Here is a 25,527-nt window from a genome sequence, read left to right as displayed (position 1 = left end):
TAGGAGGAATGGACCATGAAGGAAAACAGCTTTACTCTAACGGATCCCATAGGTGTAACCATCCATGTCTATGAATGGTTACCTGAGTCCGATGTCCCAGTTAGAGGAATCGTGCAAATTTCACACGGGATGTGTGAAACTGCTGCCCGCTACGCTCGTTTTGCGGAAGCTTTAACCGGGGTTGGTTATGCAGTATATGCCAATGATCACCGGGGACATGGTAGAACCGCTGGTCAAGTCAACCTGCTTGGTGATGTTGGGGAGGACGGATTTTATTGGATGCGGCGCAATCTTCTACAGGTAGGTGCCGCAGCACTCTCCAAGCATGAAGGAAAGCCCATCATTTTATTCGCACACAGTATGGGTTCCTTTCTGGGTCAAAAACTCATGTGCGAAGAAGGCAACGAAATCTATTCAGGGTTTATCCTAAGCGGGACAAACGGTCCACGCAGTATGCTGCGTATTGGAGAATCTCTGGCTAGCGCGCAGCTTAAGCTAAAGGGTGAGCATCATCGCAGTGTACTGCTGAACAGTCTGGTATTCGGCAGCTATAACCGCGCCTTTTCCCCGGTCAGAACAACATTTGACTGGCTGAGCAGCGATACTGCGGAAGTAGATAAGTACATTTCCGATCCATTCTGCGGAGCTATTTGTACAACACGCTTTTTCCGTGGTTTCTTCCACCTCCTAAGAGAGATCCATACTGAGGAATCACTTAGCACATTGTGTACAGGTAAGCCCATTTATATATTTGGTGGGGATAAGGACCCTGTCGGTATGAACGGTCAAGGCATTCCCCGTCTTGCGGAGTTGTATAAGAAACGAGGAGTGTCAGACGTTGAGTACCGACTCTATCCAGAAGGCAGACACGAAATGCTAAATGAAGTGAATCGAGATCAAGTCACAGCCGATGTGCTCAACTGGTTAGAGCGCCACCTTCCTTCAGAGGTTTCAACGATAAGTTAAGAAAAAACGCGGTTGTTAGTGAATTTATGAGACGACAAATTAGACAATAAATGTGGCAACATAGAAGCGATGCTCCAATTATTTTGGGGGTCGCTTCTTTGCGGTTTGCGGTTTGCGGTTTGCGGTTTGCGGTTTGGTAGCTTGTCTCAGCAGACTTCTCAATCTAACAATCTCCAGTTCCTCTGCGCATCTGAACTTTAGTAGATAAACTTCCCCCTCACCTTCGGACTCGGTTGACACTAACTACAGCTCATCATCTTCCTCCACCACTTCCGGACTCAATAGTCACTAGCTACACCTCATCACCTTCCCCCGCCGCTTTCGGACCCAGTTGACACTAACTACACATCATCACTTTCCCCGGGTGCTTTCGGACCCAGTTGACGCTATTTGCTAATTTTCAGACATTCGAGCTAGATATCGGACTCCAGTGCAGCTATTCATGCAAAACAGGTTCATATTGGGTGTTTTTCATGCCAATAGCGACTATGCGGTCCGTTAGGATCTAAAAAACAGGATAATTCCACGTATAAGGTCCGCTGGGTCCGCCTACGCCGGGTTACTCACCGCTTTCGGACTCAGCTGTCGCTAACTACACATCATTACTCTCCCTGCTACTTTCGGACTCAGCCTCCATCTGATCACCTTCCTCCACCACTTGCAGACTCAATCGTCACTAGATCCACATCATCACCTTCCCCCGCCGCTTTCGGACTCAGATGACGCTATTTGCTAATTTCCAGACATTCGAGCTAGGTTTCGGACTCCAGTGCAGCTATTCATGTGAAACAGGATCATATTGGGTGTGTTTCGTGCCAATAGCGACTATGCGGTCCGTTAGCATCCAAAAAACAGGATAATTCCACGTATAAGGTCGCTGGGTCCGCCTACGCCGGGTTACTCACCGCTTTCGGACTCAGCTGTCGCTAACTACACATCATTACTCTCCCTGCTACTTTCGGACTCGGCCTCCATCTGATCACCTTCCTCCACCACTTGCAGACTCAATCGTCACTAGATCCACATCATCACCTTCCCCCGCCGCTTTCGGACCCAGTTGACGCTATTTGCTAATTTCCAGACATTCGAGCTAGGTTTCGGACTCCAGTGCAGCTATTCATGTGAAACAGGATCATATTGGGTGTGTTTCGTGCCAATAGCGACTATGCGGTCCATTAGCATCCAAAAAACAGGATAATTCCACGTATAAGGTCCGCTGGGTCCGCCTACGCCGGGTTACTCACCGCTTTCGGACTCAGCTGTCGCTAACTACACATCATTACTCTCCCTGCTACTTTCGGACTCAGCCTCCATCTGATCACCTTCCTCCACCACTTGCAGACTCAATCGTCACTAGATCCACATCATCACCTTCCCCCGCCGCTTTCGGACTCAGATGACGCTATTTGCTGATTTTCAGACATTCGAGCTAGATATCGGACTCCAGTGCAGCTATTCATGTGAAACAGGTTCGTATTGGGTGTTTTTCATGCCAATAGCGACTATGCGGTCCGTTAGGATCTAAAAAACAGGATAATTCCGAGTATAAGGTCCGCTGAGTCCGCCTTCGCCGGGTTACTCGCTGCTTTCGGACTCAGCTGTCACTAATTACACATCATCACCTTCCTCCTCCGCTTTCGGACCCAGTTGTCACCATCCCTCTCCTCCACAACATGTGGACTCAATCGTCACTAAGCTCCACCTCATCCCCTTCCCAGCCACTTCCGGACTCCGTTGACGCTATCGCACAAGACAAAAAAATAGACCGTCCCATAAAGGAACGGTCTATCCTTCCACCCGCCTATTACAAAGGCAGTGTGTAGTACTGAGCGCGTTGGCTCTCGTTCTGCTGATACATTACGATTAGTAGCGTGCGCCCTTCTCTAATGGAAGCGGGCTCCGCTACAGCTACAGCCGAGCTTGCTGCTTGCGCAGTCTCTTTTAAATGGAATGGCGAGTCTGCCGAAGGCAACGCCTCCAGATTAGCCATATCAGCTTCACTATCCTCCAAGCCTTCATCGGCACGCATGCCGCTGATGGAATCCAGCACCGCTTCCAGCGAGAATGGCAATACTTCCAGCACAGTATACTTTTGCAGTTCTCTTTCGTTAAGTCCTGCTTCTACTAACTGGGCAGAAATTTGACCCGGATTAGCCGCGATATCTTTTAAATAGCTCGACCAATCCGACTTATCCAGCACGAAATCCCACCAGATTTTGCGCGGCTTGTACTTGTGTCCAAGAAAATAATCCAGCTTCATCAAGCCAGTTATAACATCCATAGACGGCGTCCCGCGATCTATCAGGAAGGACTGCAAGCGGGTGAAGAGATCTTCCAGCTGATGGCCAATCTTTTGCCAGCCTCTCTCCTCCCAGTAGTCACCGAACTCCTGAAAGAAATCGAATGGCGAATCAAATACATGACGGATCAAGTACTTGGCCGTATGGTCCATCCGGTGGCTGTTCCAGTATTTCTCCAGCACATCCTCAAGCCGCTTCAAACGGATAATGTCTGAGAAAGGCATCATATGACTGCTAAGGATTTCATAAGGTGCGTGTTCCATATACGTGTACTCATATTTAGACGCCTGCGCCCGCAGCCCCGTTCCCCGCAGCATTTTGAGGAATCCTAGCTGTAGCTCTTCCGGCTCCATAACGAATACATCATTAAACGTTTTACGGAAGGTGCTGTAATCCTCCATAGGTAATCCAGCAATCAAATCCAGATGCTGATCGATATTGCCGCTTGCCTTAATCTTCATTACGGTACGGGACAGCTTTTTGAAATTCTGGCGGCGTTTAACAAGCTCATTCGTCTCATCGTTGGTAGATTGCACCCCAATCTCAAATCTAAAAATACCCGGAGGCGCATTCTTAGATAGGAAATCCAGAACTTCCGGCCGCATGATATCTGCGGTAATTTCGAACTGAAACACGCAGCCTTGATGATTATCGATCAGGAATTGAAACATTTCCATCGCATAATTGCGGTTGATATTAAAGGTACGATCCAGAAATTTAATGATTTTGGCGCCATTCTGTATTAAATAGAGCAGATCAGATTTCACTCGTTCAATATCATAATAACGTACGCCTACCTCAATACTGGATAAACAGAACTGGCAGTTAAATGGGCACCCGCGGCTTGTCTCAAAATAAACAATACGTTTACTCAAATCTGGAATATCCTCAGGAAAACGATGCGGCGTAGGCAGCGTATTCAGATCGCTTTTGGGACGTGGTGGATTGACAATGATCTCTTCTCCCTTGCGATAAGCGGCTCCATACACAAAGTGAAACTTACGATCATCCCTTAGCTCCTGCAGCAAATGGTGGAACGTCTCTTCCCCATCTCCATTAACTATAAAATCAATGCCAGCTTCTCTTTTCATCCAATGAAGCGGCTCATACGAAACTTCCGGTCCTCCGAGAACAATCGTAACTTCAGGCATCACTTGCTTAAGAATACCAATCAGCTTCAGCGTCTCTTCGATGTTCCAGATATAACAGGAGAAACCAATCACATCTGGCCGTTTCTGAAACAAGTCGGACACAATATTCATCACGGGATCTTTGATGGTGTACTCTGCCAAATGAATATCCTTAAATTCATGCTCACTGTACGCTTTTAGCAAGCGGATTGCGAGTGAGGTATGAATATATTTGGCGTTTAACGTGGTCAGGACGATTTTCATGCTACACGACCTTTTCTACATTTCATTTTGAAAAAACTCTAAGAATGCCTTACCGTACTTCCGGTATTTCACTTCCCCAACACCCTTTACCCTCAGCATTTCCGCTTCGGTCTGCGGGCAAACCACACTCATCTCACGCAGCGTGGCATCATTAAAAATAATGTACGACGGCACATGCTCGCGTCCTGCCAATTCACGCCGGATAAGACGCAGCTGCTCAAAGACAGTCTCATTGACGGCTGATGGCGACAGGTCATGCCCGCGGCTACGAACTCTCGTACCAGATGTTGTACCTGTCCGCGAAGGCCGTGCCACACGCTGCATCACCTCACGCTGTCCGCGCAGGACCTCGGCAGCCAGAGGCTGAAGCCGTACTACAGGGTACTGGCCTTCCGACAAGGCAAGATACCCTTCTGAGATGAGCACATTGATACTCTCTGAGATTTCCTTCTCCGTCCGGCTCGACATCGCCCCATGTGTGGGCAGCTTATCGAAGCCGTACTGCATCACCTTTTGATTGCGCGAGCCTTTCAGCACAGATGCCACCAACGCTACACCATAACGCTCCCGCATGCGGTGGATGCAGGAGAAGATCTTTTGCGCATCGACGGTCATATCCACTAGCTCTCGTTCATCCGTACATGAGCTGCAGATACCACATGGCTTGTCCCCATGCTCTTCCCCGAAATAATCCAGCTGGGCACTGCGCAAGCAGCGAGTAGTATAGCAATAATCAATCATTTGCTGAAGCTTGCGATATTCGTTAGCTTTACGGTCAGTATCCTGTGGATTCTGCTCGATCAGGAACTTTTGCGTCATAATATCCTGCGCACTAAACAGCAAAATACATTCACTCGGCTCCCCGTCACGTCCAGCACGACCTGCTTCCTGAACATAAGCTTCCATATTTTTGGGCATATTGTAGTGAATTACGTACCGGACATTGGATTTATCAATCCCCATCCCAAAGGCATTCGTAGCCACCATGACCCGGATATCGTCATAGAGGAACCCTTCCTGGCTATCTGCCCGCTCCTGGTCGTTCATACCCGCATGATAGCGACCTGCCGCTATGCCAGAAGCTTGCAGCCTCTGATACAGATCATCTACTTCTTTGCGGGTTGCCGCATATACAATCCCCGGCTGGTGAGAATGCGTAGCCGCATAATCCATAACGAACTCCCGCTTGTTCTCTCCCCGCAGCACGGACATTGCCAGATTATCTCTTCCTAGCCCCGTCATGAAAATACCCGGCTCGCGCAAGCGCAGCAGCCGGACCATATCCTCCATAACCTCCGGCGTCGCCGTGGCGGTAAATGCTGCCAGGATCGGACGTTTAGGCAGCTCATCTACAAATGGAGATACCGACAGATAACTTGTCCGAAAATCATGTCCCCACTGGGATACACAGTGCGCTTCATCAACAGCCACGCAGGAAATAGACAGCTCAGCCATTTCCAGACGGAACCAGTCCAGCTCAAGTCTTTCGGGCGCAACATAGAGCAGCTTCAAATCGCCCCGCCGGGCAGCCCGAATCCGCTCATTCACTTCTTTTCCGCTTAACGTCCTATTAATAAAGGCTGCCGGAATACCCGCAGTAGTTAACGCATCCACCTGGTCTTTCATCAGCGAGATCAGTGGTGATATCACCAGTGTCAGCCCTGGCAGGAGCAGTGCAGGAACCTGATAACAGATCGATTTCCCGCCACCCGTAGGGAGGATTCCCAGTGTGTCGCGTCCTTCCAGCAAGTTCTGAACAATCTTTTTCTGGCCATCCCGAAAGTCTGGATAACCGTAATATTTTTGCAGCTCAGCCTGCGCCTGTTCAATAGTAGGTGCTTGCATCTTCATATCTCTCATAACTCCTTAGGCGTTTCTATCTTTAGTTTAGCGGTCAATGGTGTAATGAGCAACACTTCTTAACTATCATCACCCTGTTCTTCTTTTGAAATATTTACATAAAAGGTCTTCTTTTAAGCCAAGCTTTAATAAGCGTGATTTCATAGAAAGGTGGAGCGACCGTGCAAAATTGGAAACAAAAATATACCTCCTTTAAACAAAAGCCTGCACGTAACGAGTCCTCTGCCCAGGACAATCGTCCGGTAAAGCCATTGGATTCCAGCCTGAAGAGCAATATAAGCTTCATTCGACAAGTCTTTGGAGAAGACAGCGACCTTATTGTCCGTAACTTCAAGGTATACGGTAGATATGATGCGGCTATTATCTTTTTTTCTTCTGTGGTGGACCAGAATCAAATTCAGAACTATGTTTTAAAGCCATTAATGAATGTTTCCTCCGACCACTCAGAAATTCCAAAAGATCTAAAGGATTTACCTGATTACATCTGGAGTATGACGGTACAAGTCACACAAGGTAACCGCACTAAGGACCTAAATACTCTAGTCTCCGTCTTGTTGGATGGAAATGTAGTTCTAATCATAGATGGAATGGATCAGGCACTTTACTTCAATCTGCGTAAAATTGAGCATCGTAGCATTGAGCAACCTCAAACTGAACAAGTTATACGCGGTTCACGTGATGGGTTTATAGAGAATTTAGAATCCAATATCTCTTTGCTTCGCTATCGACTACAAACGCCGGATTTTCGTGTAGTAACTGCCCCTCTTGGCGTACGGACGCGCTCAAAAGCAGCTGTTTGTTATATCGAAGGAATAGCCGATCCAGGGCTAGTTCAAAAGGTGATGAAGAGATTATCAGCAATAAATGTAGACGGCATCCTTGATGCGGGGTATATCGAGCAATTTATAGAGGATCATCCCCTTTCCCCGTTTCCACAGGTTCAGCCAACCGAACGTCCGGATAAATCTATAGCCTCTTTATTAGAAGGACGAGTCATCATCCTTGTAGATGGCTCACCTTTCTGCCTCATCGTCCCGGCACTTTTCAACCAATTCTTTCAGACGATGGATGACTATACGGAACGTTTTATCGTAGGAAGCCTCCTAAGAATGATCCGCCTGATCGCATTATTATTTTCCCTTTTCTTCCCTGCCTTATATGTATCCATTATCTCTTTCAATCCTGAGCTACTGCCGACAGAGTTCGCCGTAGCAATAACAGGTGCAAGAGCTGGCGTACCCTTTCCAGCCGTATTGGAAGTTCTGATTATGGAAGTCTTCATGGAGGTGCTGCGCGAAGCAACCATTCGCCTACCGCAAATGATTGGCGGGGCTCTTTCTATTGTAGGTGTGCTTGTCATTGGTCAGGCAGCCGTAGCAGCAGGTCTGGCGAGTCCAACTACCGTAGTTGTTGTGGCTATAACGACCATAGGGTCTTTTGCCACACCCGCTTACAATGCCGCAATCTCTTCAAGAATGCTTAGATTTCCATTGATCATATTGGCAGGCTGCTTTGGCCTGTACGGAGTAATGCTGGGCACTATTGTTATTATCAACCATTTGTTATTCCTGGAATCTTTTGGCGTTCCCTACATGACCCCCTTTGTCCCTACGATATGGAAGGACCTTAAGGATAGTATCGTTCGGGTACCTTTATGGTGGATGCGAAGCCGCCCAAGCTTTCTTAATACACCTGATCCTGATCTTCTTGCTAAGGATATTCCGAAAATGCATACCGATCTGATTTTTAAGGAGAAAAGTGAAGCTGATGAATAGTAACCGCCCCATAACAACGATCCAAGTCATGGCTGTAATCGTCAGTACGATTATAGGAATAGGAATCTTAAGTATTCCTCGTTATATGGCTGAAGCCGGAGACAGTGGTGCACCGCTCGTGACTGCTTCTGGTGTACCTGTTGCTTTTTTGGGTTGCTGGTTTACAGCAGCTGTCTGCCGAAAATTCCCGAACGAAACGTTGTTCGTATTCAGCCGCCGCCTTCTCGGAACTGGGCTCGCGGATATTTTCTCCATTTTCATTTCTTTGTTTTTTGCTTTCTCTGCCGGGATCACCATGCGCCAATTCGGAGAAGTATGTGTTGCAGTTGTCTTTAAAAAGACACCCGTCGAAGCAGTAATTCTCTTAATGCTCCTACTGGTTGCCTTATCAATCCGAAGAAATATTGTGAAATTCACTTATGTTCATGTTTTCTATTTACCTTTTATTCTATTATCTGTTATAGCAATTGCCTTGGTAGCTATGAAAAATGTTGACGTTCTAAACTTGCTACCCCTCACCGGAAATCACACCACCTTTTCAAGCTTTTCCAAAGGAACGATTACGTCCGCTGGCCTTTATCAGGGCACATTTGTCATCATCCTGCTGGTTCCTTTAATGAAAAAACCTCAACAGATCCTTAAAGCAGGCACTGTTGCGCTTTGTATCATTGGATTCATTTATGTAATGATCGTTTGGGTCACTTTAGGCATGTTTGGAGCTCAAGAAACCAAATTACTTTCCTATCCAACCTTAGAAGCAGCTCGCTCCATATCCATCGGCGCAGGACTTTTAGAACGGTTTGATGCTCTTTTTATAATAATTTGGGTGGTTTCTATATTCACTTCCATCTTTACGAACTACTACTTAGCTGCATACTCTCTGCAACAAGTGCTGCGGCACAAGGATCACCGCCTAATATCCAGCTTCTTACTTCCACTTATCATCACTTTTTCACTTTTGCCGAGAAATATATTTCAGGTCTATTCATTTGCTAGCATTACAGCGATAATCGGTTTGATTTTTTTGACCTTCTATCCTCTTTTATTATGGTTAGTCTCTCTAATCCGAAATAAAGGAGCCATTTCTCATGAATAAAAAAATTTACAAGCGTGTAGTTCTTATATTTATTCTCTCACTCATGTCTGGCTTACTCTCAGGGTGCTGGGACCAGCTTGAAATAGAAGACCGTGCATTGGTACTAGGGTTATCCATTGATTCCGTCCCTCCAGACAGCAAAATAAATGATGATCAAACCACTCATCTTAAAAGCGCAAATATTAACCTTCCCAAAATCCGTGTGACCGCCCAAATTGCGGTTCCGGGAAGAGTTCCACTCGGACCAGGCAGCGGGGGTGAAGGCGGAGGCGTGAATCAAAATCCAGTATGGGTCGTAGAAGTGTACGGGTACACCTTAGATGACGCCATGAACAATTTACAGCAGCAAATTTCTGATCCACGTTATCTAATTCATTTACGAGTGATTATTATTAGTGAGGACATCGCAAAAAAAAGCATGAATGACTTAAATGATTATTTGCGGCGAAATCCAGAAGTTCGTCGCCGGACCTGGCTGCTAGTATCCGAAGGGGAGGCTGCTAAATTTATGAATATTAATCCTCCGCTGCAGCGAGTGCCGACCCTTTACATCCTCTCCACCATGGAAAAAGCAGTAACATCAGGAAAATTCCCCGCTGATTATATAGGTGTATTCTGGTCAGCAGAATCCAAATGGGGCGAAAGTGGTTATCTGCCTTACGTCTCATTACATCAGGAAGACAATATCATGATTAAAGGCCTAGCTTACTTTAGTGGTGGAGTGATGGTCGGATCGACGATTCCGATTGAGATTGGCGCATATATGTCCATGAAGGGCATTAATCCCGGGGGATACTCCGATCTTTTTTATGCTGATGAATTCGGTCCGGTGATGCTCAAGGTCAACGACCGGTTCACGAGGGTGAAGGTTCATTTCAAAGAGGGCAAACCTCACATCACCTATAACCTCACTTTAGAGGCGGCTCTAGATGAGCATTTACGTAGTGATATCCCTATCGATTCCAGCCGTTCTTTAGAAAAGATTGAAGATATTTTTCAAAAGAGAGTGATCGGTATTTTCAACCACCTTATCAAAGAAACTCAACAAGCGCATTCCGATGTCTTTGGCATGGGTGAATATATTCGTGCATATGCTCCCTCCTACTGGAAAGCCAATATTCGTGACAAACATGACTGGGAGCAGCAGTATTCCAATCTCAGTATTGAAGTTAAGTTGAAAACTCACATCGACAGAGTAGGTCTTAAACAAAATTAAATGACGTTTATGGGAGGCTCTACTATGCTCTATCACCAGCTAACCTACGTAATTGTTGCGCTGCTGATCTCCAGTGTTCTGTTGCTTACTGTGGATACTAAAATATATGCAGTCAATGCCATGCACCGGGAAAAGAAATATGCCCGCATATTAGGCTGGGTATATCTCGGTTTATTCCTGCTTCTTGGATTAGCCCAGCTGTTCTATCTATGAGCATTTACAAACCAAACCAGCAAGCCTGCCCTCTCCATAGTATTTCTTCACAGCCCATGGTATATTGAGGAGTACAATATTAAAGGACGGAGAATGCATCCATGAACTCAAGAAGAAATCCTAAAGAAACAGCCAAAAGAGGTACTCGTTCTCACAGCAAGCCTACTGGCAAGCTTAACCATAAAACTAAAACAACCGCAGCACCCAAGTCTTTTACTGTAAACGAACCTTCTGAACTGTTGCCCTTCTTACTCACCCACGTCACGGGTCGCGGACGAAATGCGATTAAATCCATCCTATCGCGTGGACAAGTGTCGGTGAATGATAAGGTAGTTACACAGCATAATTTCCAACTGCATCCGGGTCAAAACGTTACTATTGATCAAGAGAAGCCTGTACAAACAGCAGAGATGATCGGACTTAAAATCGTTCATGAGGATGATGACCTGATTATTGTTCAAAAGGATGCTGGACTGCTATCTATCGCCACTGCGGAAGAAAATGAATTGACGGCTTACCGCCAGCTTATGGAGCATGTCCGTGTTAGCAATCCAAAAAATCGGATTTTTGTCGTACACCGTTTGGACAGAGATACTTCAGGCGTAATGATGTTTGCCAAAAGCGAACGGATTCAGCAGGCATTACAAACTACGTGGAAAGATACTGTGAAGGAACGTTCTTACGTAGCGCTCGTCGAAGGCGCGGTTAAAAGACCTGAAGGCAAGATAAGCTCTTGGCTCAAAGAAACCTCAACCCTTAAAATGTATTCCAGTCCTCATGAAGGCGATGGACTACATGCAATTACACATTATAAGCTTATTCAGGCTAACCGCCATTTTTCCTTGCTAGAGGTTAAGCTCGAAACCGGACGAAAAAATCAGATTCGGGTGCATATGGCAGATATCGGCCACCCTATCGCAGGTGACAAGAAATATGGGGCAGAGACCAAAACGGTAGGAAGACTTGGTCTACATGCTCGAGTGCTCTCTTTTATTCATCCAACCACTGGAGAACTGATGACCTTTGAGAGCCCGATTCCGAAGACGTTCCTGAAATATACTGCGCCTGCGCCTACAAACTAAGAATTGAACGTATACCCACGACTGACGAGCCTTCCCCCTTATGGGAAGCTGTAACTTCTACACAAGATGCCCGGTCCATTTGGTCCTGGGCGTCTTTTTTTAACTTCCTATCACATCATGTTACAATATAAATAAACAAAGAAGGTGCCCTTATTGTTCCACCCTACTGTTTTCGATAATATTAAGATCGCCTTTGAGAACCAGATTTATGACTACGATAATTTAGACGGAATACTGGTGGTTACGGATCGCTCCGACCTTCTGAATATGGCGCTGATGTCCAGAGAGTTCAGTCTCTCCTTCCAATTAACTGCAGGCAGGAAAGTAACCGCCGAAATCCTGCTCACTTCGACCACGAAAGATCTCAGCGATGAAATCATGGAGGTTCCTAATACGGATCCCGGCTGTAATCTTTCACTTCGTTTTTATATGGAAGTCGAAGATATTCCTAGTGAATGTCAGGCGATAGACAGTATTCTAAAAGCGATCTGGGGACCTGATTTCCAGCCTGTGCAATCTTTAAGCTTCATATATGGCCAGGAAAGTGAAACTTACAATAACTGCATCGAGCTGCAATTCAAAAGACAACTTACAGAAGAACAAATGGAGGACATTCCAAACCTGCTAAGCCACCTGCTGCAAAGTGCGGAAGAACTGGAATCCTTCACGGTATAATTCCTACTTTTTAACGTTCGAACTATGGGAAAAGAGGTGTGCATGAAATGAAATTCCTGCCTGCTGCCAAAAGTAAAAGTTGGTTTCTCTGGATGACCGTTTATGCCATTCTGCTATGGCTTCTCTTCCCTCTGCACCGATTTGTGATGCTGGCCCAAGAAATGGATACCACACTCTTACTGCGCTTTGCTCTTTTTTCCGTAGTAGTGGCAGGCATCGTCAACACTTTAGGCTGGCTCGGAGCACGTCTGCTCTGGGTATTTAGTACGGCGGGAATAATCATAGGCGCGGCATTTATGCTGGGCTACACCTACAAAGAGATGTCCGGTTGGGAGGATCTCGCAGGCTTCCTCGCATTTTCCTTATTTTCATGTGCCGGATTTGCACTGGGTTTATTAGCGGAAGGTATTCGTCTGCTGTATACGCGAGCATCGAAGTCTTGAATGGAAGAGGTGAAACGCTGTTGTCCAATTCTTTTCTAACCAAAAATGCATTGTCCCATTCTTTAAAAGAACTAATGGAGCATACACCGCTCAATAAAATTACTGTTAAACAACTAGTGGACCATTGCGGACTAAACAGACAAACCTTTTATTATCATTTTCAGGATATATTTGATTTGCTAGGTTGGATCTATAAGACTGAGGCTGTCGAAAGCCTCGCCCAGTATCGCAGCTACAGCACTTGGACGGACGGTTTTTATAGAATCTTCTGCTATATTGAGCGGAATAAATCCTTTTGCTGTAACACGCTAAATTCACTAGGCAGAAATCACCTGGATGCATATCTGTACGAGGTGACAAACGATCTCATCATGGGGGTTATAAACGAGCTGTCCTCCGGGATGGAGGTTTGCGAAGAAGACAAGCATTTTATAGCCAATTTCTATACGCTCGCCTTCACAGGCCTAATCATCCAGTGGATGAGAGAAGGCATGAAGGAACAACCGCACCATATGATTGAGAAGCTAAGTGATCTAATTGAAGGAAATTTTCTGAAAGCTTTACACAAATATGAGAACCATCCGTTGTAACCTTTGGTTGCAGCGGTTTTTTTTGTCTAAAAACTAGACAGATCACCCATAATGACAAAAATCCAGACACTCTAAAGAGTTTGATTATACCTTCAAAATAGGAGTTGGTTTACATTAAGAGTGTGATTATTTAAACAACTACTTGGAGGCGACCATTGTGAAAAAAGAGTACGGTAATAGACAGGTTTATTTTGTCGGTGGCGGAATTGCATCCCTAGCGGGCGCTGCTTACCTGGTCAGAGACTGTGATTTTCCGGGACAAAACATTCACATTATTGAAGAGATGAAGATTCTTGGTGGTAGCAATGACGGCGCAGGTGACGCTGAACATGGTTACGTTGTCCGCGGCGGCCGTATGCTCAACGATGAAGCTTATGAAAATCTCTGGGAACTATTAACAACGATTCCTTCTGTCGACCGTCCGGGGTTGTCTGTGCGGGATGAAATTATTGCTTTTGATACCGCTAATCCAACACACTCAAACGCCAGACTAGTAAATAAAGACGGCAAAGTAGAAGATGTATTGTCCATGGGTTTTGATATGGCTGATCGTCTCGCTATGGGCAAGCTGATTATTACACCAGAAGATAAAATGGGGAAAGCGCGTATCAACGACTGGTTCGCCCCTCACTTTTTCACAACAAACTTCTGGTATATGTGGGCTACTACTTTTGCATTTCAACCTTGGCACAGCGCTGTAGAGTTTAAAAGATATATGCTCCGTTTCTTCCATGAATTCCCAAGAATTCAAACACTGGAAGGTGTAACCCGCACTCCTTATAACCAATATGATTCCATCATTCTGCCTTTGCACAAATATCTTGAACCATTTGGTGTCGATTTCACACTGAAATGTACAGTGACTGATCTGCAGTTCAAAAAAGGTGACGGAATTACCGTAACCCAAATGAATGTAGTGCGCGAAGGTGTCAAAGATGTGATTGATGTAAAAGAAGATGATCTCGTGATTATCACAAACGGTTCTATGACCGAAGGCTCCAGCCTTGGTTCTATGACTTCTGCTCCACGCCTTAACGGCAAGGGAAGCTCGTGGAAATTATGGGAAAACATCGCTTCCAAGAAACCAAGTCTTGGCAATCCTTCTTCGTTCGATGATCATGTAGACGGTTCGAAATGGGAGTCCTTTACTGTAACTTTCCATGACTCCAAATTCTTCGATCTGATGGAAAATTTCACACGTAACCGTGCCGGCACAGGCGCTTTGGTCACATTCAAGGATTCGAGCTGGTTTATGTCCGTTGTACTGGCCTACCAACCGCATTTCCGCAATCAACCTGAGCATGTTAAAGTGTTCTGGGGTTACGGACTGTATCCAGACAAAGTTGGGGATTTCGTGAAAAAGAGAATGTGTGATTGTACCGGCGAAGAAATCATGCAAGAATTGATCGGTCATCTTCACTTTGAAGAATATAAGGACGAGATCATGGCTACCGCCAACTGTATTCCTTGCATGATGCCTTATATCACTTCACAGTTCATGCCTAGACTCAATAGTGACAGACCAAAAGTTGTCCCTGAGGGTTCCACGAACCTGGCCTTTATTGGACAATTCTGTGAAATTCCAGATGACGTTGTATTCACTGAAGAATACTCCGTGAGAGCAGCGAGAATTGCGGTATATACTCTACTTGGTATCGAACGGCCTATCGAGCCAATCAACCAATATCAATACGATGTACGTACACTATTCTCAAGCTTTGTTACATCTTTCAGATAAAACAACAATCAGCGGCGAGCGCTTCCGGATATCGGGAGCGCTTGTTTTTGAGTGTGGGAAGCAACAAAAGAACAGTTTTATCGAAACAAAAAAGAGCTGAAGGCTCCCTCAGCTCTTTTGTTTTACTCGAATCCAAACTTTAAATATTGCAAGATCCATCTGCGCAGCCATCATCGGTGGATACTTCAGAATTCCCCTTACCAACCACTTGTAATGTTGGCCCTGCTTGTTCCTCCGCCCACACAGTATCCAGTACCTCTGTAAATACAGGACCTGGTTGTGCACCAGATAAAGCATATTTATTGTTGAATACAAAGAAAGGTACACCGGTAATATTAAGACGGCTTCCTTCTTCAATATCGCCATTAACCTCATTCGCAAAAGCATCCGTTTCCAGCATTGCCGCAGCTTCCGCTTGATCCAGACCTACTTCAGCAGCGAGTGAAGCCAGTACACTGCGATCTCCAAGATTTAATGAATCCGTAAAGTAGGCACGCAGCAGACGTTCGGACATTTCTGCACCTTTTCCCTTTGTGCTTGCAAAATGACTCAGTCGGTGACTGTCAAAAGTGTTGGTATGCTTCACTGTATCAAAATTAAATTCCAAGCCCACATCTTTAGCTTGCTCCGCTAGTTGTGCGTTCATTGCTTTTGCCTTTTCGACGGTCATCCCGTATTTGGTAGCCAGCAGCTCATGAATACTCTTGTCTGTACTTACCTCTGCATGTGGATCCAGTTGAAAGCTACGGAATACTACCTCCACTTGATCACGGTTCGGGAATTGGCTTAGCGCATTCTCCAACCGTCTTTTGCCAATATAACAAAAAGGACATGCATAATCGGACCAGATATCTATTCTCACGAAAAAACCTCCTAATATTATTGATAATTTGTAGCTGCTATATAAGAGTAATAACTAAATATACGTCACTTACTATTATATAGTTAAAAACTCAAAATTACAAACTTAACTTTTATTAAAATAACATTTATAGACGTGAATGTTAAAGCAAAAAGTAAACGAAAGTGGTATATACGCTCCCCTTCAGGGCAGATAGAATAAAGTTAACACCAGAAATTCCGAAGGGAGATCCCCATATGCATGATGTATCTATAGTGATACCTACCCGTAACCGTATAAACGACCTTACAGTGTGCATAGAGTCTATTAGCAAGCAGACACAGCTAGAGAATGTCTCCATCGAGCTCTGGATTGTGGATGACGGTGAGATTCCTGAAGAAAGATTAACCTATTATCGTAACATACTGAACAAATTGCCACAGGCTGAGTTTCGATATCATCGTAAGACTAATCCGGGACTCTGGCTTTCCCGTTATGAGTCACTTGGACTAGTAAATGCTGAAATTGTGCTTCATTTAGACGATGATGCAGAATTAGATGATTCCTTATATATTCGACGATTACTTGATACTTATGCAGCGGACGATTCAATTGTCGGTGTAGGCGGTGTGGCAAAAGGCATGCGCAGCAGCAAACCGGGCCGGCTGTTTGGCATGCTGACCGGACAAATGTCCGGATCCCCGGGCAGATTATCCCCAAGCATGTTTGCAGGCTCCCTATTCCTGTGGGGAGAGAAGGAGCAGGTTTTTGAGACAGATTTTTTTCACGGCTGTAATATGTCATTCCGGCGCTCAGCATTACAAGATATGAAACCCTATCCCTGGATGACAAGTTACTCCATTGCCGAAGATATTTACTTGTCCCATTTGGCTAGCCGTTATGGCAAGCTTGTCATTAACCCGGCTATGAAAATCATTCATCATGAGTCGCCGGGTTCTCGGGATAAGGCGGGCGTTGTTGCAAGAGCTACTGCCATCAATCATTATTATCTGCTCAACTTACGTAAAGCACCCCCTATGAATTATGCCGCATTGATCTGGACGTTAACCTGTCTGACAGGCAAAGAAACTCTCAAACGAAATTTCAAAGCCGTTAGCGGTTATGCCAAGGGAATCCTTTTCGTAATGAATCCTCGTAAAAACAAATACCGTGAATACATGCTAGATTAGCTTAATAGTTACCTCTATATCCACAGCGTTGCTCCGAATCAGATTGCGGGGCTTTTTTTTCGTGCAGACGGAGTTGTACCTAAATATGCCATGAAATTAATTTCCATCAACTTCTGATCTAGGGTATGATAGTAATAATGTGTTTTAGAAACTAACTTTATGGATGGTGGAATATGTTCAAGAACAAAAAAACGACGTTGATCCTCGTTGTTATCCTCATCGTCGTCATAGCTGTCGGCGCTTGGCTAATTACTAAAAATAAGGATGACAAAGCGACGGAAACACCGGGTGGCGCAACAGCTTCAGGAAAAGGCGAAGCCAAGTCACTCTCACAGACCTTTTATATCTATGACACGGTCGTGAATATCAAAGTGTTCGGAGAAAATGTAGCCCAAAAAAATATGGATGATATCCAGCAAATGCTGGAGCGAATGGATATGGAGCTTAGCCGTACAAAAGAAGGCGGCGAGGTTTACGCAGTCAATCAAGCAGCAGGAAAAGAAGCGGTTGTCGTTTCGGACGAGACCTTAGATGTTGTAAAACAATCGGTGCAATATGCAAAAGAAATGGACGGGCTATTCGATCCCACGATTGGTCCGCTGATCGACCTCTGGAACATCGGTAGTGGCGGGGATAAAGTCCCTGATCCAGCAGCTATCGATGCAGCCAAGAGCCTAACCAATTACAGGGACGTTGAAATTGACGAAGCTGCTAAGACCGTGAAGCTATTGAAGGAAAATATGGTACTGGATCTTGGAGGTATCGGCAAAGGGTATGCTGCTGACCGTATCGCTGATTATTTAAAAGAGCAAGGCCTTAACAGTGCAATGATCAACCTCGGTGGCAGCAGTATTATTGCGTTAGGTACGAAACCAAACGGAACGGATTGGAATATTGGTCTGCAAGACCCTGACCAAAGCCGCGGCACACAGCTAGGAACGATTAAAATCGCAGATGAGGTCATCGATGCTTCTGGTGTTTACGAACGTTATTTTATGCAAGACAATGTTCGTTACCACCATATTCTTGATCCACGCACAGGTTACCCTTCTCAGAACGGTCTCAAAAGCTTGACCATTATGAGCCCTAATGCAACAGATGCGGACGCTTTGTCCACTGGGGTATTCTTGATGGGGATCGAAGAAGGCATGAAATATCTGGAGTCGTTACCTGAAGATGTAGAAGCTTTCTTTATTACCGATAACAACAAAATCTACGCCACACCAGGCATTAAAGAAAGAATGAATCTGACTGACCCTACGTACAGCTTCGCTGATTAAATGAAATAGAGCTTGCCCCCATAAAGCCGTTGTTGGCTTTGGGAGGCAAGCTCTTTTGTTGTGGATAAAGGTTCTTTGGCGTGGCTGAGGGATATTCATCGCCCATTCATCGCCCAGCAGCCTGATAATCAGGGAATTCCTCCCTAATTAATTCCTGATCAAGATTTTTGCAGCACCAAAGGCAACTCGCTAAATTCCTTATAATTCGTGAAAATATAACTAGGCTTATGATCCGTAGCCGGCTGTCTGCCTCTCGGATTATACCAGCAGACCTTCCAGCCAGCCGCAAGCGCTCCTACTACATCATTAGCCCAGGTATCGCCAATATAAAGTGAATGGTCTGGTGAAGTTCCAGACTTCTGATTCACATGCAAAAAGAGTTGCGGATCTGGTTTGGCCAGACCTACAGCGTCAGAAATAAAAATCATCTCCTCGGGGATCATCTGATCCAGACCTAATCCGCGAATCTTTTTCATTTGATGATCCTTGGGTCCATTCGTAATGATGCCTACTTTATGACCAGCAGTAATGAACCTTTCCAATTGCTCCCGGACTCCATCTATCATTTGAATGGTGTACTGACGGCCAATATATGCCGCTTGTACCGCCGTGGCTTGATCACGATCGAGCTGTAAACCATACTCTGCAAAAGCAAGCTCCAATCGGCGTACCCTAGTCTCCTCCAGCGGAATTTCTCCACGTAAATACATAGGCCATAATACATCACTATGATGTCTTACTTTATAAAATAATTCCGCAAAGTCCAGACTGCTCTCATCCGGTCTAAGCACTTGACGCACCGCTTCTTTAAAAGGAACCAAATGATCATATAAGGTATCATCAAGGTCAAAAAAGATTGCCAGCTTATTACTTGTATCCACTTTAACGCCCCTTACTCGTCTTTCTCTCTAGCTTTAGAAAAAAAGGTTATAGGTATAAAAATCATCATCGCGAATGTAGCCATGCGCTTCATATAAACGCTGTGCCCCCACATTCGCCGTCATTGTTGTCAGGGACAAGCCCTTGGTATTAGTTGCGAGCGCATGAGCTATGGCACTTTCCAGCAGCTTGGAGCCGAGCCCATGTCCTCGCAGTTCTGTAGTTACATATAGATCATTCAATATCCAGAGACGCTCCATAGAGACCGATGAAAAAGAGGGATAGAGCTGAATGAAGCCCCACGCTCGTTTCTCCTCGCCTTCTCCCTCCACCGCAATAAAGATTACCGATTCGTTCAGCTTCAACCGATCTGATAAAAAAGCGTGTGCGCCATCCAGATCAGAGACTACCCCATAAAATACCCGATACTCATCAAACAATGGGATAAGCCGTTCCAAATCATCATAGATCACACGTTCAATACGATAGTTGTTCATCCTCAACGCTCACTTTCCGGCTTGGGCCGTTTTAACGTTATTGTATATTTCAGCCGTACCGTGCACCATGGAGCGAACGCCAGATCATTTGGACAATTATTCTTATTCTTTGGAATCGTAGAACACATGGCGGGCACTTACTTTACCCTCTTCGATATCCAAAATTCCGAAGGAATACAGTTTCTCACGTCGTTTATCTGTTGGCGATCCTGGATTAAAGAGCAGAATCCCATTCTCTTCCCGCAATAAAGGCTGATGCGAATGACCGAATAAAATACAATCCACCTTATCGTTCGCAAAAGCAAGCAGCGCATTCCCGTCCGTTCCTTTGCGGGAGTGTGGCGTATGACCATGGACCATTCCGATCCGGACTCCCTCAAGCGTTAGCAGCTTACGCTCCCCGAAACGCTCGATGATCTCTATTCCATCGTTATTCCCAGCAATCCCTTCCACTGGAGCCAATTCAGCCAACAAATCGTAGATTCCCATACTCACCCAATCTCCAAGATGTAGAATCAAGTCTACATTCCGGAATTCAGCAACAAGTGCTTTGGGCAGAGACTTAGCCATTCTTGTCATATGTGTATCTGATACCACGCCTACTTTCATATAACTCAGCTCCTAATCTATCATACTCATCTCATATTCAAATAATTGTACGATTTGCTTAAACGAGAAGCAAGTTCTGTGACTTCTCCCACACAGAAAAGCCGGGTACACCCCACTAACACAGGGCATATCCGGCTGCCATTAAAGAATTACGAAGAAATCATTTACGCTTACTACCTTCTACAGTATTTAGCATCCCAATTCAGTTCTCTCTATCCCGCCAATTCCATAATCTTACTTCTTCAACATGAATATTGCTGACCCATTTTTCTTCCTTTAACTTGAGCAGTTCTTTAACCGGACCGGTTACGACAGCTCCATACAGCCTAACTCCGTTCTTCTCCAGATAACTAATGGAGTCATCCAGATCAATAAACGGAATTACCTTGTTGGCGATCGATTTATGCTCCTGCATTAAGTGCAGTGTCTTAAGGAAGTTCGCATTACGAAGTTCACCATCCCCATATGAGTCAACAGATGGAGAAACACTCGTGCGGCTAGTCACCCCTCCAAACCAACCCCACTTTTTCTTTGACTCTTGTGTCACCTTCATATCATCGGCATGCCAGATGGGCGTACTTGGAAATCCTAAGGGATCATTTATTACTGGCTCTTGTGTCCTTGGACCTGTATCTGCTGCGAACCATAAAAGCTCAAGATTTTTATGCTGAAACTTCTTCAATAGCTCATCTGTCGTAAAAAATTGTTCAAAAGACAAATAGGCTTCTCCTACCGTACCTTCAGGGAGCTTTTCTAGTTTTTCCCACTCACTGCTGTCATCCATCCTATTTTCTGCAGACTGGTTCTCAGTGGGATAGATAAAGTAATTACCTGTCCCACTGCGTTCATATGTCCATGAATAACTATATATTCTGGGCCAGCCTAATAGAAACTTCATCGAATAATCTCCAACATTAATCCGCGCGTCACCAATTTGTTTTATTATTTCACCCTGCAGATTCATACTAAAAAACGGTCCGGAATCGCTACTCAAATGGACGATTGTATTCGGCTGTGAAACAGCAATTGCGGAAGAAACGACATCACGGTAAGTCTCTCCTCTTTCTCCAGTGCCATAAAATACCGCTGTGATGATACTGCTGACGATCAAAAAAATCAAAAATGCAGAAATCACCGTCAAAGTATTTGATATACGTGCTTTCCACTTGCCACGGCGGATGATCTTTTTTTCTTTGCCGGGTCTGTTTCTTTTACCCTTTCCGAATTTTATGCTCTTCTCCTCATCTGAAGCCGGCTTTTCTTCGCCCATCAGTTCATCCAGATAGGCCTGGTAAGCTTCCATTTTCTCTAGCTCACGTTCAACCTCATCCCTATCCTCATCAGCAAGAGTGCCTTCGCCATACCTTCTTAACTTCTCCTTAAACTCTTCACTCATGTTCATTTCTCCTCCGCTCTGCCTCACGCAGCTTCTGTCTGGCCCGAAAGATCAATATCTTATATTGGGACAAGCCCACATCCATAATGTCCGATGCTTCCCGATAACTCAGCCCATGAAAATCATGCAGCAGCAGTGCATTTCTCTGATTGTCCGGTAGCTCACCTACTGCTATCCTCATCTCTTCCCAACGTTCCTGATGAAGCAGTGTGCTTTCTGTGGTATCTGGATGAGCAAGCTTTTTGAAATAATCCTCACTCTGAACTGTACTGCGGCCTTCCTTTCGCTTGTAATCTACGAAGGCGTTATAAGCGACACGGAACAACCATGGCTTAATCTTCTCTTCTTTACAATCCTCCAAATGTAGATAAGCGCGATAAAAGGTTTCTTGCATCAAATCTTCAGCCGCATAATGATCACCACAAAGGGAGCGCAAATAGCGGTAAATATCCATCACATACATCTGATATATTTCATCCAATGACTTTCGCTTCATGCACTCCCCCCTTAACCTAACCACGTATCCCAGCCTAAAAAGTTACAGATAAATTTAGCAACTAGTATGAATATACCAGTAATTCCATGGAAAAAAGCGAAAAAAAAGCCTGCTGGCAAGGAGTATTACTCCTGCCAACAGGCTTTTTAATTCACCAAGTTACTCTGCTTACAGAACAACTTCAACTTCTTTGAGCATTTCGCTAACGGATATTAAACCGCCACCGGACAAATACCAGTAGTTAGGATCCAAGTAGATGATTTTACCGTTTTTAAAGGCATTTGTGTTCTTCACTAGATCGTTTTCAACTGCTTTTTTAGCTGAGCCGGCTTCGCCGCCATCACTCTTCACAGCCGCATCTCTGTCCACTACAAACAGATAATCCGGATTCTTATCCGCTACATATTCGTAGGATACGCTTTGTCCGTGAGTGGATACTTCAATTTTATCATCAGCCTGTGCAAATCCGAACACATCATGGATAATCCCAAAACGGGAACCTGCACCGTAAGCACTGATTTTCCCTTCATTCGCAAGAATAACAAGTGCTTTTTTGCCATCAGCTGTTGCCTTCGTATTCAAAGCTTTGATGGAATCATTGATAGTCGCAAGCTCAGTTTCTACTTCTGCTTCTTTTCCAAAAATTTGACCCAGCATTTTCACGTTATTCGTAAAAGATTCCATGTAGTTTGCATTATCTACAGCCACATACAGAGTAGGTGCAATTTTGCTGAATTCTTCATAAGAATCCTGTTGTCTGCCGGAAATGATGATCAGGTCCGGAGAAAGACTGTTTATTTTTTCGAAGTCAGGCTCTTTCAAACCCCCAACATTCTCATATTTAGCATCGTTATATTTAGAGAGATAAGCCGGTACATTACTTTGAGGCACTCCAGTCACCTCTACACCCAGTTTATCCAGCGTATCCAGTGTACCGAAGTCAAAAACAACCACTTTTTGCGGATTGCTTTTGATAGTTGTTTCGCCAAGCGCATGCTTGAAAGTAAGCTCTGTCGGTGCTGTAGTAGCTTCCGTTGTTGGTGCTGTAGTAGCTTCCGAATTGCCTGCCGCTGCTGTGTTGTTATTTGAAGTTGCTGCATTATTGGAGCCACAAGCCGCCAAGATTACCGCAAGAAATACTGTCATAATCAGTAAAGATAAGTTCTTCTTCAATGTATTCACCCCTAATTTTTATAGTGAAGCTATTTGAATTATTCGCGTATGCGTTAAGAAGCTGGCGCCTTTCACTTCTTACGTTACGTCATAATAATATCCGCATAGTAATAGTTACCTTTTTAGAAATAGACACCGATTTTTCGGCCTCCTATAGTTTCAATAGGAATGTCCATGTCATATACCTCTTTAAGAACTGCAGAATCTATAATTTCATCCGCTGTACCCGAGGAAGCTACTCTTCCATTTTTAAGCGCAACAATGTAGTCAGAGTAACAAGAAGCAAAGTTAATATCATGGATAACGAGCACAATCGTCTTCCCCTTCTCGTCCACCAAACGGCGAAGCACCTTCATAATTTGGACGGAATGCTTCATATCAAGGTTGTTGAGCGGTTCATCGAGCAGAATGTACTCTGTATCCTGAGCCATAACCATGGCAATATATGCCCGCTGGCGTTGCCCTCCACTGAGCTGATCAATATATTTATCCTGCATCTCTTGGAGATCCATGTAAGCAATCGCTTCGTCAACGAACGCCCGATCCTCCGGACTCAGCTTCCCCTGTGAATACGGGAATCTCCCAAAAGAAACGAGCTCCTTCACAGTGAGGCGTACGCTAATATGATTGGACTGCTTTAACACCGATATTTTACGAGCAAGCTCATTACTTTTGCAGGTACCGATTTCCTTACCTTCGATCAGCACCTCTCCTGCGTCTTTGGAGATAAGTCTGCTGATCATGGAGAGCAGTGTACTCTTACCCGCACCATTTGGTCCGATAAACGAGGTGATTGCGCCCTTTTTAATGGACAAAGACACATCATCAACGACGGTTACTCCGCCATAACGTTTGGTTAAATTTTTAACTTCTACCACGACTTATTCTCCTTTAACAGCAGATAGACGAAGTAGACGCCGCCTGCAAAATTGATAATCACACTGACCGTAGTATTGAATCCAAAAACACGTTCGACCAGGAACTGCCCGCCGACAAGCGCAACAATGCTCAGCAGAATCGTTCCAGGAATCAGATAGGCATGCTTATAGGTACGGAACAGCTGGTGTCCCACATTAGCTACCAACAAACCTAAGAAAGTGATTGGCCCCACTAGAGCCGTCGAGATCGAAACGTAGATAGATACAATAACTAGCAGCCTTTTGACCACATAGTCATAATTGATCCCCAGATTAATGGCTTCATCTTTTCCAAGCGAAATAACATCCAAATACTTAACAAATCGCAAGAAATACAACGTAGTTAGCGTCAGAACAATGGTGGAGAGAATCAATAGGTCACTGCTGACATTGTTGAAGCTGGCAAACATTTTCCCCTGTAGAATCAGGAATTCGTTCGGATCAATAAGCACTTCCATAAAAGAAGACGCGCTCTGGAACATCGTCCCCATGATCAGCCCTACCAGCAGCAGGAAATAAATATTTTGTCCTTCCCTACGGAACATTAGCTTATATAATACGCCTGAAAACAGGACCATGAGACATGCAGAGAACAAGAAGTTGATGTTTTTATTCATAAAGGTCATATTCGATGAACCTAAGGCATATACACCGAATGTCTGGATTAACATGTACAGGGAATCGAGCCCGAGAATACTTGGTGTCAAAATACGATTGTTCGTGATGCTCTGAAAAACTACGGTAGAGACAGCTATCACAGCTCCGGTAATCAGAATGGCCGCCAGCTTTCTTCCCCGGCTGGGCAGAACGTAGTCCCAATTTCCCAAAGCATGATACGTCATAAACAAGACGATGAGGGCGACAGCACTTATAGATAATATAGTTAGTTTTGTCTTCATCT

23 protein-coding genes are annotated in these 25,527 nt (G+C 44.8%); 12 read left to right on the top strand and 11 right to left on the bottom strand.

Annotated elements, in window-relative coordinates:
- Positions 1-15: 15 nt before the first annotated feature.
- Entirely contained in the window at positions 16-966 is a 951-nt protein-coding gene (locus MHI51_RS06460; RefSeq protein WP_076219070.1) for an alpha/beta fold hydrolase, read from the top strand.
- A gap of 1,804 nt (positions 967-2,770) precedes the next feature.
- Here MHI51_RS06460 and MHI51_RS06455 read toward each other — a convergent pair.
- Both MHI51_RS06455 and recQ read right to left on the bottom strand, forming a co-directional pair.
- Positions 2,771-4,660, bottom strand: coding sequence for a B12-binding domain-containing radical SAM protein (locus tag MHI51_RS06455; RefSeq protein ID WP_076278041.1), 1,890 nt, complete (start codon positions 4,658-4,660; stop codon positions 2,771-2,773).
- Positions 4,661-4,675: 15 nt separating this feature from the next.
- Complete coding sequence (recQ, locus tag MHI51_RS06450) at positions 4,676-6,511, bottom strand: DNA helicase RecQ (RefSeq protein ID WP_076219381.1); 1,836 nt, start codon at positions 6,509-6,511, stop codon at positions 4,676-4,678.
- A gap of 170 nt (positions 6,512-6,681) precedes the next feature.
- Between recQ and MHI51_RS06445 the strand changes: the two genes are divergently transcribed.
- From MHI51_RS06445 to MHI51_RS06405, 9 genes are all read left to right on the top strand, one after another.
- A complete protein-coding gene (locus tag MHI51_RS06445) occupies positions 6,682-8,295 on the top strand; it encodes a spore germination protein (protein ID WP_179087516.1) in 1,614 nt (537 codons plus the stop codon).
- A complete protein-coding gene (locus MHI51_RS06440; RefSeq protein ID WP_076219380.1) occupies positions 8,288-9,391 on the top strand; it encodes an endospore germination permease in 1,104 nt (367 codons plus the stop codon). Before MHI51_RS06445 ends, MHI51_RS06440 begins: the two co-directional genes overlap by 8 nt.
- The gene (locus MHI51_RS06435) at positions 9,384-10,607 is read left to right on the top strand and encodes a Ger(x)C family spore germination protein (RefSeq protein WP_076128080.1); all 1,224 of its coding nucleotides are present in this window, start codon (positions 9,384-9,386) and stop codon (positions 10,605-10,607) included. Before MHI51_RS06440 ends, MHI51_RS06435 begins: the two co-directional genes overlap by 8 nt.
- A 24-nt stretch (positions 10,608-10,631) precedes the next feature.
- Positions 10,632-10,820 carry a CLC_0170 family protein gene (locus MHI51_RS06430; RefSeq protein ID WP_076219379.1) on the top strand — a complete coding sequence of 63 codons (189 nt, stop codon included), beginning with the start codon at positions 10,632-10,634 and terminating at the stop codon, positions 10,818-10,820.
- Positions 10,821-10,921: 101 nt separating this feature from the next.
- On the top strand, positions 10,922-11,902 hold the full coding sequence (locus MHI51_RS06425; protein WP_076219378.1) for an RluA family pseudouridine synthase: 981 nt from the start codon (positions 10,922-10,924) through the stop codon (positions 11,900-11,902).
- Between the two features lie 153 nt (positions 11,903-12,055).
- The gene (locus MHI51_RS06420; RefSeq protein WP_076193016.1) at positions 12,056-12,577 is read left to right on the top strand and encodes a hypothetical protein; all 522 of its coding nucleotides are present in this window, start codon (positions 12,056-12,058) and stop codon (positions 12,575-12,577) included.
- A 47-nt stretch (positions 12,578-12,624) separates the two neighbouring features.
- Positions 12,625-13,020, top strand: coding sequence for a hypothetical protein (locus tag MHI51_RS06415; RefSeq protein WP_076219377.1), 396 nt, complete (start codon positions 12,625-12,627; stop codon positions 13,018-13,020).
- A 20-nt stretch (positions 13,021-13,040) separates the two neighbouring features.
- The gene (locus tag MHI51_RS06410; RefSeq protein WP_036681438.1) at positions 13,041-13,610 is read left to right on the top strand and encodes a TetR/AcrR family transcriptional regulator; all 570 of its coding nucleotides are present in this window, start codon (positions 13,041-13,043) and stop codon (positions 13,608-13,610) included.
- Between the two features lie 157 nt (positions 13,611-13,767).
- The gene (locus MHI51_RS06405) at positions 13,768-15,348 is read left to right on the top strand and encodes an oleate hydratase (protein WP_342410525.1); all 1,581 of its coding nucleotides are present in this window, start codon (positions 13,768-13,770) and stop codon (positions 15,346-15,348) included.
- A gap of 139 nt (positions 15,349-15,487) precedes the next feature.
- Here the strand turns inward: MHI51_RS06405 and MHI51_RS06400 are convergent, their stop codons facing one another.
- Complete coding sequence (locus MHI51_RS06400) at positions 15,488-16,210, bottom strand: DsbA family oxidoreductase (RefSeq protein ID WP_076142179.1); 723 nt, start codon at positions 16,208-16,210, stop codon at positions 15,488-15,490.
- 236 nt (positions 16,211-16,446) lie between these two features.
- Between MHI51_RS06400 and MHI51_RS06395 the strand changes: the two genes are divergently transcribed.
- Positions 16,447-17,379: a glycosyltransferase family 2 protein gene (locus MHI51_RS06395; protein WP_036681860.1), complete on the top strand. Its 933-nt coding sequence runs from the start codon at positions 16,447-16,449 to the stop codon at positions 17,377-17,379.
- 173 nt (positions 17,380-17,552) lie between these two features.
- Positions 17,553-18,659 carry an FAD:protein FMN transferase gene (locus MHI51_RS06390; protein ID WP_076219375.1) on the top strand — a complete coding sequence of 369 codons (1,107 nt, stop codon included), beginning with the start codon at positions 17,553-17,555 and terminating at the stop codon, positions 18,657-18,659.
- 158 nt (positions 18,660-18,817) lie between these two features.
- Here the strand turns inward: MHI51_RS06390 and MHI51_RS06385 are convergent, their stop codons facing one another.
- The 8 genes from MHI51_RS06385 to MHI51_RS06350 form a co-directional block, all read right to left on the bottom strand.
- A complete protein-coding gene (locus tag MHI51_RS06385) occupies positions 18,818-19,540 on the bottom strand; it encodes an HAD family hydrolase (RefSeq protein ID WP_076219374.1) in 723 nt (240 codons plus the stop codon).
- Positions 19,541-19,573: 33 nt separating this feature from the next.
- Positions 19,574-20,035 (bottom strand): GNAT family N-acetyltransferase, encoded by a 462-nt coding sequence (locus MHI51_RS06380; RefSeq protein WP_342410524.1) that lies wholly within the window; start codon positions 20,033-20,035, stop codon positions 19,574-19,576.
- Between the two features lie 102 nt (positions 20,036-20,137).
- Positions 20,138-20,644 (bottom strand): metallophosphoesterase, encoded by a 507-nt coding sequence (locus tag MHI51_RS06375; protein ID WP_036681852.1) that lies wholly within the window; start codon positions 20,642-20,644, stop codon positions 20,138-20,140.
- 202 nt (positions 20,645-20,846) lie between these two features.
- Positions 20,847-22,040 (bottom strand): anti-sigma factor, encoded by a 1,194-nt coding sequence (locus MHI51_RS06370; RefSeq protein WP_076220004.1) that lies wholly within the window; start codon positions 22,038-22,040, stop codon positions 20,847-20,849.
- Positions 22,033-22,536, bottom strand: coding sequence for a sigma-70 family RNA polymerase sigma factor (locus MHI51_RS06365; RefSeq protein ID WP_036681849.1), 504 nt, complete (start codon positions 22,534-22,536; stop codon positions 22,033-22,035). The genes MHI51_RS06370 and MHI51_RS06365 overlap by 8 nt, the downstream gene beginning before the upstream one ends.
- Before the next feature lie 168 nt (positions 22,537-22,704).
- Positions 22,705-23,709 carry a siderophore ABC transporter substrate-binding protein gene (locus MHI51_RS06360; protein WP_282579687.1) on the bottom strand — a complete coding sequence of 335 codons (1,005 nt, stop codon included), beginning with the start codon at positions 23,707-23,709 and terminating at the stop codon, positions 22,705-22,707.
- Between the two features lie 122 nt (positions 23,710-23,831).
- Complete coding sequence (locus tag MHI51_RS06355) at positions 23,832-24,587, bottom strand: ABC transporter ATP-binding protein (protein ID WP_036681845.1); 756 nt, start codon at positions 24,585-24,587, stop codon at positions 23,832-23,834.
- Positions 24,581-25,525, bottom strand: coding sequence for an iron chelate uptake ABC transporter family permease subunit (locus tag MHI51_RS06350; protein ID WP_036681842.1), 945 nt, complete (start codon positions 25,523-25,525; stop codon positions 24,581-24,583). Before MHI51_RS06350 ends, MHI51_RS06355 begins: the two co-directional genes overlap by 7 nt.
- Positions 25,526-25,527 lie beyond the last annotated feature (2 nt).

Source organism: Paenibacillus sp. FSL H8-0260, assembly GCF_045040625.1.
Classification (GTDB): domain Bacteria; phylum Bacillota; class Bacilli; order Paenibacillales; family Paenibacillaceae; genus Paenibacillus_AQ; species Paenibacillus_AQ odorifer.
This window is presented reverse-complemented; position numbering and strand designations above follow the sequence as displayed.

What these genes read in the sequence shown, in the direction of transcription:
- MHI51_RS06460 (WP_076219070.1), top strand. Translation starts at nt 16, where the DNA reads ATGAAGGAAAACAGCTTTACTCTAACGGATCCCATAGGTGTAACCATC.
- MHI51_RS06455 (WP_076278041.1), bottom strand. Translation starts at nt 4,660, where the DNA reads ATGAAAATCGTCCTGACCACGTTAAACGCCAAATATATTCATACCTCA.
- recQ (WP_076219381.1), bottom strand. Translation starts at nt 6,511, where the DNA reads ATGAAGATGCAAGCACCTACTATTGAACAGGCGCAGGCTGAGCTGCAA.
- MHI51_RS06440 (WP_076219380.1), top strand. Translation starts at nt 8,288, where the DNA reads ATGAATAGTAACCGCCCCATAACAACGATCCAAGTCATGGCTGTAATC.
- MHI51_RS06435 (WP_076128080.1), top strand. Translation starts at nt 9,384, where the DNA reads ATGAATAAAAAAATTTACAAGCGTGTAGTTCTTATATTTATTCTCTCA.
- MHI51_RS06430 (WP_076219379.1), top strand. Translation starts at nt 10,632, where the DNA reads ATGCTCTATCACCAGCTAACCTACGTAATTGTTGCGCTGCTGATCTCC.
- MHI51_RS06425 (WP_076219378.1), top strand. Translation starts at nt 10,922, where the DNA reads ATGAACTCAAGAAGAAATCCTAAAGAAACAGCCAAAAGAGGTACTCGT.
- MHI51_RS06415 (WP_076219377.1), top strand. Translation starts at nt 12,625, where the DNA reads ATGAAATTCCTGCCTGCTGCCAAAAGTAAAAGTTGGTTTCTCTGGATG.
- MHI51_RS06395 (WP_036681860.1), top strand. Translation starts at nt 16,447, where the DNA reads ATGCATGATGTATCTATAGTGATACCTACCCGTAACCGTATAAACGAC.
- MHI51_RS06390 (WP_076219375.1), top strand. Translation starts at nt 17,553, where the DNA reads ATGTTCAAGAACAAAAAAACGACGTTGATCCTCGTTGTTATCCTCATC.
- MHI51_RS06380 (WP_342410524.1), bottom strand. Translation starts at nt 20,035, where the DNA reads ATGAACAACTATCGTATTGAACGTGTGATCTATGATGATTTGGAACGG.
- MHI51_RS06375 (WP_036681852.1), bottom strand. Translation starts at nt 20,644, where the DNA reads ATGAAAGTAGGCGTGGTATCAGATACACATATGACAAGAATGGCTAAG.
- MHI51_RS06370 (WP_076220004.1), bottom strand. Translation starts at nt 22,040, where the DNA reads ATGAGTGAAGAGTTTAAGGAGAAGTTAAGAAGGTATGGCGAAGGCACT.
- MHI51_RS06365 (WP_036681849.1), bottom strand. Translation starts at nt 22,536, where the DNA reads ATGAAGCGAAAGTCATTGGATGAAATATATCAGATGTATGTGATGGAT.
- MHI51_RS06350 (WP_036681842.1), bottom strand. Translation starts at nt 25,525, where the DNA reads ATGAAGACAAAACTAACTATATTATCTATAAGTGCTGTCGCCCTCATC.